Below are 13,633 nucleotides of genomic sequence, written 5' to 3'. Positions count from 1 at the left end.
TCTCGTTATTCGCAGATCCTGTGAACAGCATTCAAGAAGGTAAGTCTATGCATGAGAAGGACCCACTCGGTGAGTTGCCGAGCCTTGGCCCTGCGGAAGAGCGTAAGCACAGAGCGGCGAATGTGGCTGCCGGCAATCAGCGAGCGACTGGCAAGTCAGGAGGAGGCTGGGGAGTCAGCCTGTTATTGCTGGTCGCTGTGGGCGGACTGGGGTATTGGTCTTATACCCAGCAACAGCAGCTATCAGCCCAGTTAACCGATACTCAGGCCCGGTTACAGCAAGCCGGTCAGCGCCTTGGGCAGCTGGAGGGGCTGCTCAGTGCCAGCCAGATGACCACATCAGAGTCCGGGCAGAAGCTGCAGTCTACCCTGAGCCAGGTCAAGCTGGGGCAGGAGTACATTACCGAGCAACAGCAGCAATTGCTCAATCAGTATCAGCAGTGGCAAAAGTCTCTGGAAAGCCAGGTACAGGATCTGGTCACACAGGTACAGTCCATCACCAATCATCAGGGTGATCAGGATCGCAGTCTCGACGCCCAGAGTGAGCGTATATCTGCGCAATCCAGCCAGTTCGATGCGCTATCGCAACGCCTTGACCTGCTGGACAAAGGACGGGGCGAGGTGCTGGATCGTCTGACCACGGTAGAAAGCACGGTGGCTGATGTACAGAGTAAGCTGGGTACCCAGTTGGCACTGCTGGATAAACAGCTGCAGGACATGCAGACCAGGGTTGATCATAACAGCACTGCTACAGGCCAGCTGAGTTCTACGCAAGTCGCTGAGCTGAATGAACTGAAACAGGCACAGGATAATCTCAGCGCCAGTATTGCCTCACTCAAGTCGGACCTGGTCAGCCAGGGTAAACAGCTTGCCAGTCAGCAACAGGCACTGAAGGGGGCTCAACGCAGTACTTCTTCGCAGGATAGTGATATCCGCCTGTCTGCGATGGAGGAACGTATCAGTCAGACTGAGGATGCTATCCGGTCTATTGACAGCTTCCGTCAGCAAATCAACCAGCGCCTGGTGCGTATCGAGGATCTGGTCAAGCGTCGTTAAGAATCTGTCCACGCCCTGCGGAGGTCGAGGTATCACGTGCAGCCGACTGAGTCATTGCGATTGTTCTGGGGGATCAAGGTGCCTGAGCCTATGGCAGGGCGCCTGCTGGCGTTGTGCCCTGAGTCGTTGCGCTCAGTACATCCCGCTGCTGATGTGCATCTCACTCTGGTGTTTCTTGGTGATGTGGCAGTTGAGCTGATTGCACCGATGGTGGAGCAGGTGAGCCTGAGTTTGAAAAGCACCGCACTTGAGCAGGCTGTGACGCTACAGCCTGGCGAGCTGAGACCCTGGGCTGTGGGTCGTCATCGGACGCTGCTTGGAGCCTTTCCCGTGTTGACTCCAGAGCTTGCGATGCTCAGGCAGTCGGTCATGGACGGGATCGCTGCTGTTGGTCTGCTCGGCGTAGATGATAAGCGGGACTTCGTACCGCATGTCACATTAGGCTGGCTAAATGGTGGTGCTGAGGCGAATGCCGATAGTCTGGCGCTTGATGAAGGATTCTCCTGGTCCACCGATACGGTTGAGCTCTATGTCAGCAGTGGACATCAACGAAATACTGATCCATGTCGGTATAAGGTGCTAAAGTCCATCCCCTTTGTAAGGTCATAGCGTAAAATGGCGGCCTTTTTGAGAGCGACATCGGGCGCTCTCATCTCCCTATCACCATTAACGCCGCCACGCCATGTCCGACTCTGCACTGACTTCGATCCGCACGCCTGAACTCCTTTCTCCCGCTGGTACTCTGAAAAGTATGCACTACGCCTATGCCTACGGCGCTGATGCGGTCTACGCCGGACAGCCACGCTACAGTCTGCGCGTACGTAACAACGATTTTGATCTGAACCATCTGCAGCAGGGGATTCAGTTCGCCCATGCTCATGGCAAGCAGTTTTATGTGGCCAGCAACATTGCGCCGCACAATGCCAAGCTGAAAACCTATCTGCGGGATATGGAGCCCGTGGTCGCCATGGCGCCGGATGCGCTGATCATGTCTGACCCGGGCTTGATCATGATGGTGCGCGAGCGCTGGCCGGAGCAGACCATCCATTTGTCCGTGCAGGCCAATACACTGAACTGGGCAGCGGTAAAGTTCTGGCAGCAGCAGGGCATCAAACGCATCATCCTGTCGCGTGAGTTGTCACTCGATGAAATTGCAGAAATACGCCATCAGGTGCCGGAAATGGAGCTGGAGGTTTTTGTCCACGGTGCGCTCTGCATCGCCTATTCAGGACGTTGCCTGCTTTCTGGATACATTAACCATCGTGATCCGAATCAGGGTACCTGCACTAATGCCTGTCGCTGGAAATATGACGCCCATCAGGCGGTTGAGGATGACAAGGGTGATCTGATTCCGGTGCAGCAGTGTGATCCCCTTGGTATTGAAGAGGTGGCTCCGGTGCTGCTGCAGGAAGCAACACGCCCGGGCGAATATATGCCTGCTTACGAGGATGAACACGGCACCTACATCATGAATTCCAAAGATCTGCGTGCTGTTCAGCATGTGCCGACCTTTGTGCGCCATGGTCTGCACTCTCTGAAGATCGAGGGACGTACCAAGTCGCATTACTATGTTGCTCGTACCGCTCAGGTATACCGCAAGGCTATTGATGATGCGGTGGCGGGACGCCCCTTTGATATGGCGCTGATGGATGAGCTGGAAAATCTGGCCAACCGTGGTTATACCGAAGGTTTCTATCGACGCCACGTGCACGATGAGTATCAAAATTATCAGACCGGCAATTCTGTGGGAGTGCACCAGCAATTTGTCGCTGAAGTGCTGGCGTGGGATGTCGCTCAGGGCTGGGTTGAGTTTGACGTGAAGAATCGTTTTGCAGTTGGCGATACCGTTGAGCTGATGACGCCGGCAGGCAACCGCCGTTTCCTGCTTGATAATCTCAATAACCTCAACGGGCAGCAGATTGAGGTGGCTCCCGGGTCCGGTCATCGCGTGCGCGTTCACATGCCAGTATCGACCGATCTGCAATACGCCCTGTTGATGCGTGATCTGCCCCTTTAACTGGCTGCATTGCTGTTCAGTGTTCTGTTCATCCGCAGCAGGGATAGCGGTGCTGCGGATGCCGTCGGTACTGAAACGAATCGTAAAATCCTGACCAATCGCGCTGTAGTGTCACTGTGGCGGGGCTGCTAGACTCTGCGCCAATCTTTTTGGACGAACAAAGGCCATATCATGCTCAAGCTGACCGTTTCCCGCCGCAGGCAGAGAGTTTCTCTGGTGACTACCGGCCTGATACTGGCTGGCAGTGCGCTGCTCACAGGTTGCAGCAAGCCGCCCGAGATACAGAAGATTGAAGGCTATGCACAGGGCACGACCTACCATGTCAGCTGGTGGAGTGATAAGGCGGTAGCCAACGATGAAGTGCAGCGCGACTTCAATACCACGCTGGCACAGATCGACGAGGAGTTGTCCACCTATCGCGATGACTCCTATATTTCCCACTTTAACCACAGCAGCTCCACGGACTGGCAACCCGCCTCCGTAGACTTTATTGAACTGGTCAACATCGCTAAGGACATCAGCCAGAAAACTCAGGGGTGCTATGACCCGACGATTGGCCCGTTGTTTGATCTGTGGGGCTTCAAGAAGGATGTTCTGAACGTTCCTGCTGCCGAGCAGATTGCTGCTGTCAAAGCAGAAATGGGCATGGACAAGATTGAGGTTGATGAGGCAGGCAAGCGTGTACGCAAGACGTTGCCACAGCTGCAGGTCAACTTTTCCTCAATGGGGGAGGGCTACACCATCGGCAAGCTCTCGGCGGTGCTTGAGTCCAAAGGGGTCAGCAACTACCTGGTGGAGTTTGGTGGCGATATGAAGATTCGTGGCCATAAGCCCGATGGGAAAAAGTGGCGTGTGGCTATCGAGCGGCCGGTGCCCGGCGAAGGCGGACGTACGGTACATCGGATTGTCACTATCGACGATGAGAGCGGTGTGACGCTTGATACCTCGGGTACCTACCGTCACCACTTCGACGCTGCCGGCAAGATGTATTCTCATATTCTCGATCCGCGCTCCGGCACGCCGGTTACTCATGATCTGGTCTCTGCCTCGGTGTTTGGTACAGATCCGCGTGTCAGTGATGCCTGGGCGACCGCCATGCTGTGCATGGGGCAGGAAGAGGGCATGCAAGTGGCCAAACGTGAGAACCTGCAGGTGTTCTTTATCCAGCTCAAACAGAGCAATCTGATTGACTCAAAAAGCGATGCGTTGGCAGCGAGCAAAGGCCTGACATTCGAACAGCCCTGAGTTCCACAGGACAGAGAGATGCCAGCGCGGCAGACGGTCACTGACATCGGCAGTCTGCCACTGAAAAGCAGGGCGATGGCTATTGTGTCCAATAGCCTGTCTCAATCGGGCCCGTTTGCAGGATTCATCGTTGTCAGGGCCATCAGCTGATTGGGAAAAGCAAGGCTTGGTGTATACTCTCAGCCTCTCTCCAGACGTCACAGACCTGCCGATCTGCGACGTCATAAGCAAAACTAGAGGACACCCCGAGCATGACCGTGATTCGCCAGGACGACCTCATCGCCAGTGTCGCTGACGCCCTGCAGTTTATTTCCTATTACCACCCGACCGATTTCATTCAGGCCATGCATAAGGCCTATGAGCGTGAGCAGAACAAAGCTGCCAAAGACTCAATTGCACAAATTCTGATCAACTCCCGTATGTGTGCCGAAGGCCATCGCCCGATCTGTCAGGATACCGGTATCGTTACCGTATTCATCAGGATTGGTATGGATGTACGCTGGGATGGTGCCACCATGGGTGTGGACGACATGATCAATGAAGGTGTTCGCCGCGCCTACATGAATCCTGACAACGTGTTGCGCGCCTCTATCCTGGCTGATCCCGCCGGTGCACGGAAGAACACCAAGGACAACACACCTGCCGTTATTCACATGCAGGTTGTCCCCGGTAACACCGTAGAAGTGGAAGTGGCTGCCAAAGGTGGTGGTTCCGAAAACAAGTCCAAGCTGGCCATGCTGAACCCGTCAGACTCCATCGTTGACTGGATTCTGAAAACCGTACCGACCATGGGTGCTGGCTGGTGTCCTCCCGGCATGCTGGGGATCGGTATCGGCGGTACCGCCGAGAAGGCAACCCTGCTGGCCAAAGAAGCGCTGATGGAGCCCATTGATATCCACGATCTGATCGAGCGTGGTCCTCAGAACCGAGTTGAAGAGCTGCGTCTGGAGCTGTTTGAGAAGGTGAATCAGTTGGGTATCGGTGCTCAGGGTCTGGGTGGTCTGACGACCGTGCTGGATATCAAGATCAAAGACTACCCCACCCATGCCGCTTCACTGCCTGTGGCAATGATCCCTAACTGCGCGGCTACCCGTCACGCTCATTTCGTGCTGGACGGTTCTGGTCCTGCACTGCAGACGCCACCAAGCCTTGAAGACTGGCCGGAAATCACCTGGGAAGTGGGTGATAACGTGCGTCGTGTGAACCTGGATTCCATCAAGCCTGAAGATGTACAGGACTGGCAGCCGGGTGAAACCATTCTGTTGTCCGGCAAGATGCTCACCGGCCGTGATGCAGCACACAAGCGCATCGTAGACATGATCAACAAGGGCGAAGAGCTGCCGGTTGATCTGAAGAACCGCTTTATCTACTACGTTGGCCCTGTCGACCCTGTGGGTGATGAAGTAGTCGGACCTGCTGGTCCAACAACGGCAACCCGTATGGACAAGTTCACCCGTCTGGTGCTGGAGAAGACGGGCCTGCTGGGTATGATCGGTAAGTCCGAGCGTGGTCCTGTCGCCATTGAAGCTATCAAGGACAACAAAGCTGTCTATCTGATGGCAGTAGGCGGTGCGGCGTATCTGGTCTCCAAGGCTATTGTTGGTTCCAAAACGCTGGCGTTCCCTGAGCTGGGGATGGAAGCAATCTATGAGTTTGAAGTAAAAGATATGCCTGTCACCGTGGCGGTGGACGTGAACGGTACTTCCGTTCATAACACTGGCCCGGAAGAGTGGAAGCGTCGTATCGAAGAGCAGGCTATCAAGATCATCTGATCTGCTGGTAACAGGCCTCCCTTGCGGGTGGTCTGTTCTCCTTTGATGCTGCCAAACACAGTTGCCAAAGGGGCATAGCCTGAACAGTAAAAAGGGGCTGCAGTTGATTCTGCAGCCCCTTTTTTATCTTCCCTTGCACCTGTTAAAGCGTTTGAGGAAAGGTACTGACTGTCAGTTTTTGCGCAGGATGGCCACAAACAACCCGTCACAGCCGTGCTGGCTTGGCAGCAGCTGCAGCCAGGGGCTGGTTGTCTTCAGTTTGATACCCAGTTGCTGCAGACGGGACTGCACAGGTACCAGACTGAACTCGGGATGAGCATCAATAAACGCTTGTACTTGTTGTTGGTTTTCACTGGCCAGCAGACTGCAGGTGGCATAAACCATTTCACCACCGCTTTTCACTAACTGGCTGGCCGCTGCCAGAATGCGTTGCTGGGTCGCCTGCAGGCGTTCCAGGCTCTCTGGTGTCAATCGCCATTTGAGATCTGGATTGCGGCGCAGGGTGCCTGTTCCAGAACAGGGAGCATCGATCAGCAACAGATCTGCTTTTGCCTGCCAGCGAGACAGGTAAGGATCCTGTTCATCTTTCAGCAGCACAGTTTGCACATTGTCCAGACCTGCACGCTTGAGTCGAGGACGCAGATTGTTGAGGCGGCGTTCGTTCACATCCATGGCAACCAGTCGGCCACGTGACTGCATCTGGCTACCCAGCACCAGCGTTTTGCCACCGGCGCCCGCGCAGAAATCAATCACTGTCTGGCCACTCTGAGCGTTGGCGAGCAAGGCGACGACCTGACTGCCTTCGTCCTGCACTTCCAGCGTGCCGTTCTCGAACAGCGCATTGCGGTTGATTGGCAGATGCTTGTTCAGACGGATTCCCCATGGTGACCAGGGGGTCGGTGCTGCCAGAATATGTTGCAGCTCAAGCTGTTTGAGCACGGCTTCACGGCTGACGCCTTTGGCCGCATTGACACGCAGATCCATCTCGGCCGCACGGGTAGAGGCTTTGATCAGGTTTTCGGCACCATCGTCATATTGCTCTTCCACCTGCATCTCCAGCCAGGCTGGCAGGCTGCCTGCGGGAATAACCGTGTCCTTGAACTCTTCGTCGACCTGATGGCGATGCAGGCCTTCGCTGATCTGCTGATGACGCAGCAGGTAATGGACCCACAGCGTTTTCAGGAGGGCAGGGTGGCGCTGTAACAGGTCGATGCCCTGGCCTTCGCGCAAAAAGCCGTAGATGTGCTCAATGCACCAGTTACGGCTATGAGCGTCACTTTGCTCCTTATGGAAGTGCTGGCTCAATGCCGCGTCGGCAGGCACCTGATGGTGGAGTATCTGGCTCAGTACCCGCAGGCCTTGTTGCAGCTGGCGAGCAGCAGGTGAGACAGCGGAGGGGCGGGAACGACGCGGACGTGATTTCATCATGTATTTAGTATCAGGGCACGGTATTGAGGATTGTGAGTCAGCCAACGCTGAATACGGCCCAACAGTATGCCATAAAGCGGCAGCGTAAAGACCAGACTCATCAGTAGTTTAAAGCTGTAGTCGACCCAGGCGATTTCGACCCAGTGACTGGCCATGAATTCATCACTGGAGTGATAGAAGGCCAGGGAGAAGAAGCTGATGGTATCAAGCAGGTTACCGATGACGGTTGAGGCCAGAGGGGCTGCCCACCAGATGGGAAGCTTGCGCAGACGATTGAAGACCTGAATATCAAGCAGCTGCCCCAGCAGATAGGCCATAAAGCTGGCCATGGCGATGCGGGCAACAAAGCTGTTGAAGGTAAAGAGACTATCCAGCGGCTGTACCTGCCCCTGATAGAACGCTACTGAAATCAGGTATGACAGCAACAGTGCGGGAAACATCACCAGGAAGATGACCCTTCGTGCCCGCTCGGCGCCCAGAATACGTACCGTCAGGTCGGTGGCAACAAAAATCAGAGGGAAAGTAAAAGCACCCCAAGTCGTATGAAAACCGAACAGGCTCACCGGTAGCTGAACCAGATAGTTGGACGCAGCGATCACTGTGATGTGAAACAGGGTCAGCCAGGCCAGAGTACGGCTGGCAATACGTGCAATAGCAGGTGTCGCCACATTGGGCGTGGAAGAGGTCATGCTTGTCTCCTTTTTGGTGCCGGGGTGAGGGAACCCGGAGGCGCCTAATATAAAGAACTCGGTCGCAATTGACCAGTGCAGTAGTAAACCGCCCGGTCAATATTTTATCGGGTAACACCGTTGTGCCCGCTTCTGATACGTTCTGGTTTCTGCCCGGGTAAAGGTTACAGATTGACAAAGTATTGAATAGAAATAACTATCAATCGCGGTTTTAGTGCCTGACTGATGTCAGGCTGGCAAAGGTTGGGTATGCAGATGCAATGGCGCTGGGTGGTTCTGGCTGGTGTGTGGTTTTCTATGGCGCATGGTGTAAGTCAGGCGGATGCGCTGTCGTCTGCTACACAACCGTCCTCATCTGCATCGCCTCAACGTTCAGCCGCCGAACAGCTGGAACTGGAAAAGTTCGGCCGGATGCTGTTCTTTGATCCCAGCCTGTCCCTTACCCGTGGCATGGCCTGCTCTGGTTGCCACAACCCGGCGCAGGCCTTTATTGACCATGTTGATAATGGTACCCATCGCGCGGTGTCACTAGGCGATGACAAACATTCTCTGGGGGATCGTAATGCCCCGACCGTGACTTATGCCAGCTTCAGCCCTCCTTTCCACAAGGATGAACAGGGGCGTTATGTAGGCGGGCAGTTCTGGGATGGACGTGCTGCCACCCTGGCTGAGCAGGCGGGCGGTCCTCCCCTCAACCCGATTGAAATGGCCATGCCTGACAAGGCCAGTGTCTGGCAACGGCTGCTGGAGAACCCCATCTACGTCCGCAAACTGGAAAGCCTCTTTGGCAAGCAGGCCGCATCCGATGCGAAGGTCGGCTATAACGCCATGACGCAAAGCATCGAAGCTTTTGAGCAGAGCGCCTTTATGGCGCCATTTGACTCTAAATACGACCGTTATCTGCGTGGTGAATATCAGATGACCGCGCAGGAAGAGCTGGGCCGTACTTTGTTTTTCTCCCAGCAGTTCACCAACTGCAATCAGTGTCATCAGCTGCGCAGCTCGGCGCTGGCAGAGCAGGAGACCTTCAGCAACTACCAGTACCACAACATTGGTGTGCCTAAAAATGAGCGAGTCCGTGCGATGAATGGTCTGGGAGATCAGTTTGTCGATCAGGGTCTGCTCGATAATCCTCAGGTTGATGATCCGGCGCAACGTGGCAAGTTCAAAGTGCCAACCTTGCGTAATGTCGCGGTGACGGGCCCCTATATGCATAACGGGGTTTTTCAGGATTTGCGCACGGTGATCCTGTTCTACAACAAATACAACAGCAAAAGTGCCAGGAGTCAGATCAACCCTGAAACCGGTCTGTCCTGGGGCCCACCTGAAGTAACGGAGAATCTCTCACTCAAAGAGCTGGAAAGTGGACCTGCGCTGGATAACCGTCGGGTGGATGCGCTGGTTGCCTTCCTGAAAACCTTGACTGACAAACGCTACGAGGCATTGCTGGAGCAGCAGGAAAGCACGCAGAAAAAGATCGTCGGCCAATAGCTGTTAACGTACTCCTTCTCGCATGGAGGCAGTGCACTCTAACCCAAGTCAGACAGGGCCAACCCTACAAGCTTTATAAGGTGAACCTACGCTCTTGCCATATGATTGTCCCAGCGCTGACGGCGGGCAAAGCGGTCTGGCATCGGTTGCCAGTCGCCATCTATCGGGCTGTAACTGATGACGCCGCCCGAGCCTGAACTGATGATAAAACTGCCAGCTACACTGTCCTGAGTGATCCCGCAGGTATCGGAATAAGTGATGCCTGGTCCCCAGCGGCCTGCTGAGTTTTCCGCCAGCGGCAGCGCATTGAAAAAGTAGGCCCGGCTTCCCTGTGGCGCCGTCAGTGCCAGCCACCGACCTTCGCTGTCCCAGCAGACGCTACCTATATAGTTGTGATGAAACTCCGGCCCTTCGGGTAGGTGAACAAGCTGCAAGTGATCGTCATGGGGACGCAGTAATGCCAGTAATGGCACCACTTTGCTGGCGCTGTCGGGTAAGGTAACGCCACCGGCATACTGTAATGCACAGGCAATCACGCCTGATGAGCTGACTGACAGATGGCGAATACTGAGGCGCTGCAGTGCTGAGGGCAGGTTCAGCTGGCGGCTGACCTGGCCGGTCTGAATATCAATAAAACTGAGGTTGGGATGCATGGTGTCGAGGTTGAGCATATCGCGGCCTGTGTCAGGGTGGGTAATTACCCCTCCATTGGCAACCAGTAGCTGGCCGTCAGGATGCATGATCACCTCATGAGGGCCTTCGCCACCGGACAGCCATTCATCAGTGCGTCGCAGCTGCTGACCATCCCACTGCCAGACGCCAATCACTCCCCGCTGATGTTCGTAGTCATTTTCACTGGTGAACAGGCGCTGGCCATCAGGGCTAAAGGCGGCATGACCATAAAAGCGTCTTTGTGCAGGATTGTTCAGAGTCTGCAGATGCCTGCCCTCCGGCAGGCTCACTATGGATAAGAAGGTGCCCGCACGACGGGCGATGACGGCGCACACGCTGCCTGAGGGATGGATGGCGATACCGTGAGCACGCCCGGGCAGGGGAACCGCAAAGCGCTGGCTGCCCAGCTCATCAAAGCCACCAAAAAAATGTTGGCCATGCTGATCATCAAAGGCTGACAGAATCAGGCCTTGGCCATCCGTGGTATCCGCCAGCACTTTTGCGGGGCCGGACAACGTGGCTGTCAGTGCCAGCTGCAGTAACTGGCGGCGGGAAATACAATAGTCAGGCATCGTTTTTTCTCCGGTGGCCAGTCAGTCGCCATCTCGGCTGTTGAAGCCAAGAATGATACCCAGCGTGCCACTGACATCAGTGGATAACAGACTTTGCATGGTGTCGATATTGGCCTGCAGCATCATCAGTTTGCCGCGCTGTTCAGGATCGCTGATGGCGTGCTCCAGCGTGAAGTCCATGGCCTTAAGCAGATGATCAGTGGTAAAGATCAGCCCGCGCAGGGTTTCTGCAAGCTCATCATTTTCTCTGCTGATCAGTTTGAGTAATCCGGGCTGATCACTGTTGCCTTGCAACAGGCTGGAGATAAAAGCCCAGTTGGCGCGGATGTTGGCAAGCGAACTGGCACTGCGGTAAGACTCGGCACGGCTGACGCGGGCTTTGCTCAGTTCACTGCCCATGGGCATGGCAATTTTTTGCTGGCTGATGATCTGGGCGATTTCATCCATGCTTTTCAGCAGCAGGCGAATGCCCTTTAAAGGGTCGCTGTCGGTTTGCCATTGCTGCACATAGGTGGGCCACTCTGCTGCCAGCTGCTGACTGATACGCGCCGTATTGGCAGAGATCGCGCTGAGTAACTGACAGCTATAGCTTTTGGGCTGCGGAGGCGGCGAGTCAAAGAGCAGGCGTTCTGTGGCACTCAGACCACTGACAGCAATACTGGCCTGGTTGAAGGCAGCCGGATCCAGTACTGCAGGGTCAGCATTGTTGATCAGGGTATTGAGCTGGCGTGAGCTGATATTCTTTTTGTCCGGCCAGAAGTACATGGAGGGATTGCGGTTGTGCTTTTCCGCAGGCCCCCAGTTGATGGCCTGCACCCGCATCCAGGCATTCAGACTGTCTCGATAGCTTTGTTGCACCGCTTCAAGGGAGCTGCCTGTCGTCTGGCAGTAAGCTTCTGTGTCATGGCTCAAGCGGTCAGTGGTTTCAGCCAGCTGCTGGTACGCAGGCTGGATAAGCTTGTGGCCGATATCCATGGCCAGTTGTCGCTCCAGTTCAGGTGCCGGCACTGCCCAGGTGACGTTCGCCATTGACAGCAGGCATAAGCCCGTCAGGGCTTGGCGAGGTCTTTTCAGGATAGGCGTCAGGCCTGAATGAAGGGCTGATAGAAGTGACGTCATCAGAGCGATTCCAGAAAGGTCAGTAACTGTTGTCTTTGTGTCGGCGTCATACGCTGAGCCACATGGTTTCTGGCGACTTCGGCTTCACCACCGTGCCAGAGAATGGCTTCCAGCACGGTGCGAGCACGGCCATCATGCAGGTAGCCTGCCTTGGGGTTGATGCGGCGGGTGTGGCCCAGCCCCCATAGCGGTGCTGTGCGCCACTCATGACCTGCTGCGCGATATTCCTCGTGCTCATCGGCCAGTCCTGGCCCCATATCGTGCAATAGCAGGTCGCTGTAAGGCCAGATGGTTTGCTGGGCAAGGGCTGGCGTTGTGTCAGTCGAGGTGGTGTACGTCGGGGTATGGCATTGGGCGCATCCTGCCTGATTGAATTGTTGCTTGCCTGCCAGTACTTCTTCATTGCGCGCATCCTGCCGTGCCGGGACGCCAAGGTGTCTGGCATAGAACAGGAGCAAATCCGTCATGGTTGAAGCGGCTTCGAGGTTTTCCTGTGCGGGGGTATTGCCGTTGTGTGCTGTCAGACACGCTGGCTGGGCTACAGTGCAGTCGCCATAAGCGCTGGAGAATAGCGGGTTGCCAATGCCTATATCATTGGCTAAGGCACTGTTGTTCTGATCTGTCAGGGTGGCATTGCCTGCTTTCCAACCAAAGCGGCCAAGCATCAGACGTTGTTCTGCTCTGCTCCATACCCACTGGGCTCGCCCTGATATTCCGTCGTTATTGTTATCTTCAGGATCTTCTCGGGCCAGGATCTGCTCCGCAGGGATGGCTTCCAGCAATCCCAGACCGAGCATCGGCGGTGCTACCCTTGGTGACAGACGCAACTGCGGATGCATGGGGCCATAACCCAGTGTATCGATCCGGTAGACAGGCTTGAGCAATACCACCTGCTCATTGCCTGCCAGGGTGACGGTAATTTCCTCATGCTGAATGCGCACCTTGCCCTCGGCAGGTACGTTCTGCACGCTGAAGTTCTGTAGCTGGCTACCGTAGACAGGGTCAGGAATACTGGCCAGATGGCCGGAGTACATCTGCTGTTGTTGGGACTGTGTGGGGGGAATGCTCAGGCGCAGGAACAGGGCCGTGGGCTGCTCGTTTGCTACGGGTGGATGGCCACGGCCATCTCGCACATGACAGCTCTGGCAGGAGCGGGCATTGAACAAAGGTCCCAAGCCATCACTGGCCGTAGTCGACGAGGGGGCCGCAACCCACAGTTTGCGGAACAACGCATCGCCGAGGCGAAAATCGAGTCGCTGCGCCAGGGTGAGTGTTGTCACAGGGTGGGAAAAACTATCGCGACTCAGTGCGCTAAGGTGGCTGGCAGTGCCACCGGGCATTTCTTCGCCCTGCTGGTAAAGCGGATGGTCAGGCAGCGGAGCATCCACAGGGGCGGCACGTACTGAGCTGAGTTGTACTGCAATACACAGTAAAGCAATACTGGCCCTACCAATGTTCTGAATCAGCACAGAAACCCCGAACAGCGGGGGGAGAAAGGAAAAGCTCATGTCGTTGGCGTCCGGCACACAGCAAGTGGCCCCAGAGGTATCGCTGGGGCCAAGTGATATGGTGG

At 55.6% G+C, this 13,633-nt stretch carries 11 protein-coding genes; 6 read left to right on the top strand and 5 right to left on the bottom strand.

All coding sequences use genetic code 11. From position 1 onward, the window contains the following. Positions 1-47: 47 nt before the first annotated feature. The 5 genes from QCD60_RS28230 to QCD60_RS28210 all read left to right on the top strand — a co-directional run bounded on the left by QCD60_RS28230 (position 48) and on the right by QCD60_RS28210 (position 6,089). Positions 48-1,055: a hypothetical protein gene (locus QCD60_RS28230; RefSeq protein WP_279790566.1), complete on the top strand. Its 1,008-nt coding sequence runs from the start codon at positions 48-50 to the stop codon at positions 1,053-1,055. 90 nt (positions 1,056-1,145) lie between these two features. After that, entirely contained in the window at positions 1,146-1,664 is a 519-nt protein-coding gene (locus tag QCD60_RS28225; protein WP_279790564.1) for a hypothetical protein, read from the top strand. Between the two features lie 97 nt (positions 1,665-1,761). Beyond that, entirely contained in the window at positions 1,762-3,072 is a 1,311-nt protein-coding gene (gene yegQ / locus QCD60_RS28220; protein ID WP_279791089.1) for a tRNA 5-hydroxyuridine modification protein YegQ, read from the top strand. Between the two features lie 171 nt (positions 3,073-3,243). Beyond that, entirely contained in the window at positions 3,244-4,317 is a 1,074-nt protein-coding gene (locus QCD60_RS28215) for an FAD:protein FMN transferase (RefSeq protein ID WP_279790562.1), read from the top strand. A 251-nt stretch (positions 4,318-4,568) separates the two neighbouring features. Next, positions 4,569-6,089: a fumarate hydratase gene (locus QCD60_RS28210; RefSeq protein WP_104155822.1), complete on the top strand. Its 1,521-nt coding sequence runs from the start codon at positions 4,569-4,571 to the stop codon at positions 6,087-6,089. Positions 6,090-6,260: 171 nt separating this feature from the next. On the opposite strand, the gene QCD60_RS28205 is transcribed toward QCD60_RS28210, so the two are convergent. Together QCD60_RS28205 and QCD60_RS28200 are read right to left on the bottom strand one after the other, a co-directional pair. After that, positions 6,261-7,517: an RsmB/NOP family class I SAM-dependent RNA methyltransferase gene (locus tag QCD60_RS28205; RefSeq protein WP_279790559.1), complete on the bottom strand. Its 1,257-nt coding sequence runs from the start codon at positions 7,515-7,517 to the stop codon at positions 6,261-6,263. Then, positions 7,514-8,206: a 7-cyano-7-deazaguanine/7-aminomethyl-7-deazaguanine transporter gene (locus QCD60_RS28200; RefSeq protein WP_279790557.1), complete on the bottom strand. Its 693-nt coding sequence runs from the start codon at positions 8,204-8,206 to the stop codon at positions 7,514-7,516. Before QCD60_RS28200 ends, QCD60_RS28205 begins: the two co-directional genes overlap by 4 nt. Before the next feature lie 255 nt (positions 8,207-8,461). Here QCD60_RS28200 and QCD60_RS28195 point away from each other — a divergent pair, with 255 nt between their 5' ends. Continuing rightward, positions 8,462-9,697 (top strand): cytochrome c peroxidase, encoded by a 1,236-nt coding sequence (locus tag QCD60_RS28195; RefSeq protein WP_279790555.1) that lies wholly within the window; start codon positions 8,462-8,464, stop codon positions 9,695-9,697. 86 nt (positions 9,698-9,783) lie between these two features. On the opposite strand, the gene QCD60_RS28190 is transcribed toward QCD60_RS28195, so the two are convergent. Genes QCD60_RS28190 through QCD60_RS28180 form a run of 3 tightly spaced genes read right to left on the bottom strand, consistent with a single transcriptional unit; the run spans position 9,784 to position 13,568 of the window. Then, positions 9,784-10,941: a DUF1513 domain-containing protein gene (locus QCD60_RS28190; protein WP_279790553.1), complete on the bottom strand. Its 1,158-nt coding sequence runs from the start codon at positions 10,939-10,941 to the stop codon at positions 9,784-9,786. Positions 10,942-10,962: 21 nt separating this feature from the next. After that, complete coding sequence (locus QCD60_RS28185; RefSeq protein WP_279790551.1) at positions 10,963-12,060, bottom strand: imelysin family protein; 1,098 nt, start codon at positions 12,058-12,060, stop codon at positions 10,963-10,965. Continuing rightward, positions 12,060-13,568: a di-heme oxidoredictase family protein gene (locus tag QCD60_RS28180; RefSeq protein WP_279790548.1), complete on the bottom strand. Its 1,509-nt coding sequence runs from the start codon at positions 13,566-13,568 to the stop codon at positions 12,060-12,062. Before QCD60_RS28180 ends, QCD60_RS28185 begins: the two co-directional genes overlap by 1 nt. Between the last annotated feature and the right edge of the window lie 65 nt (positions 13,569-13,633).

Source organism: Pokkaliibacter sp. MBI-7 (assembly GCF_029846635.1).
Taxonomy (GTDB): domain Bacteria; phylum Pseudomonadota; class Gammaproteobacteria; order Pseudomonadales; family Balneatricaceae; genus Pokkaliibacter.
The sequence above is the reverse complement of the archived record's forward strand: the minus strand, read 5'-3'. Positions and strand labels throughout refer to the sequence as shown.

What these genes read in the sequence shown, in the direction of transcription:
- QCD60_RS28230 (WP_279790566.1), top strand. Translation starts at nt 48, where the DNA reads ATGCATGAGAAGGACCCACTCGGTGAGTTGCCGAGCCTTGGCCCTGCG.
- QCD60_RS28225 (WP_279790564.1), top strand. Translation starts at nt 1,146, where the DNA reads ATGGCAGGGCGCCTGCTGGCGTTGTGCCCTGAGTCGTTGCGCTCAGTA.
- QCD60_RS28215 (WP_279790562.1), top strand. Translation starts at nt 3,244, where the DNA reads ATGCTCAAGCTGACCGTTTCCCGCCGCAGGCAGAGAGTTTCTCTGGTG.
- QCD60_RS28210 (WP_104155822.1), top strand. Translation starts at nt 4,569, where the DNA reads ATGACCGTGATTCGCCAGGACGACCTCATCGCCAGTGTCGCTGACGCC.
- QCD60_RS28205 (WP_279790559.1), bottom strand. Translation starts at nt 7,517, where the DNA reads ATGATGAAATCACGTCCGCGTCGTTCCCGCCCCTCCGCTGTCTCACCT.
- QCD60_RS28200 (WP_279790557.1), bottom strand. Translation starts at nt 8,206, where the DNA reads ATGACCTCTTCCACGCCCAATGTGGCGACACCTGCTATTGCACGTATT.
- QCD60_RS28195 (WP_279790555.1), top strand. Translation starts at nt 8,462, where the DNA reads ATGCAATGGCGCTGGGTGGTTCTGGCTGGTGTGTGGTTTTCTATGGCG.
- QCD60_RS28190 (WP_279790553.1), bottom strand. Translation starts at nt 10,941, where the DNA reads ATGCCTGACTATTGTATTTCCCGCCGCCAGTTACTGCAGCTGGCACTG.
- QCD60_RS28185 (WP_279790551.1), bottom strand. Translation starts at nt 12,060, where the DNA reads ATGACGTCACTTCTATCAGCCCTTCATTCAGGCCTGACGCCTATCCTG.
- QCD60_RS28180 (WP_279790548.1), bottom strand. Translation starts at nt 13,568, where the DNA reads ATGAGCTTTTCCTTTCTCCCCCCGCTGTTCGGGGTTTCTGTGCTGATT.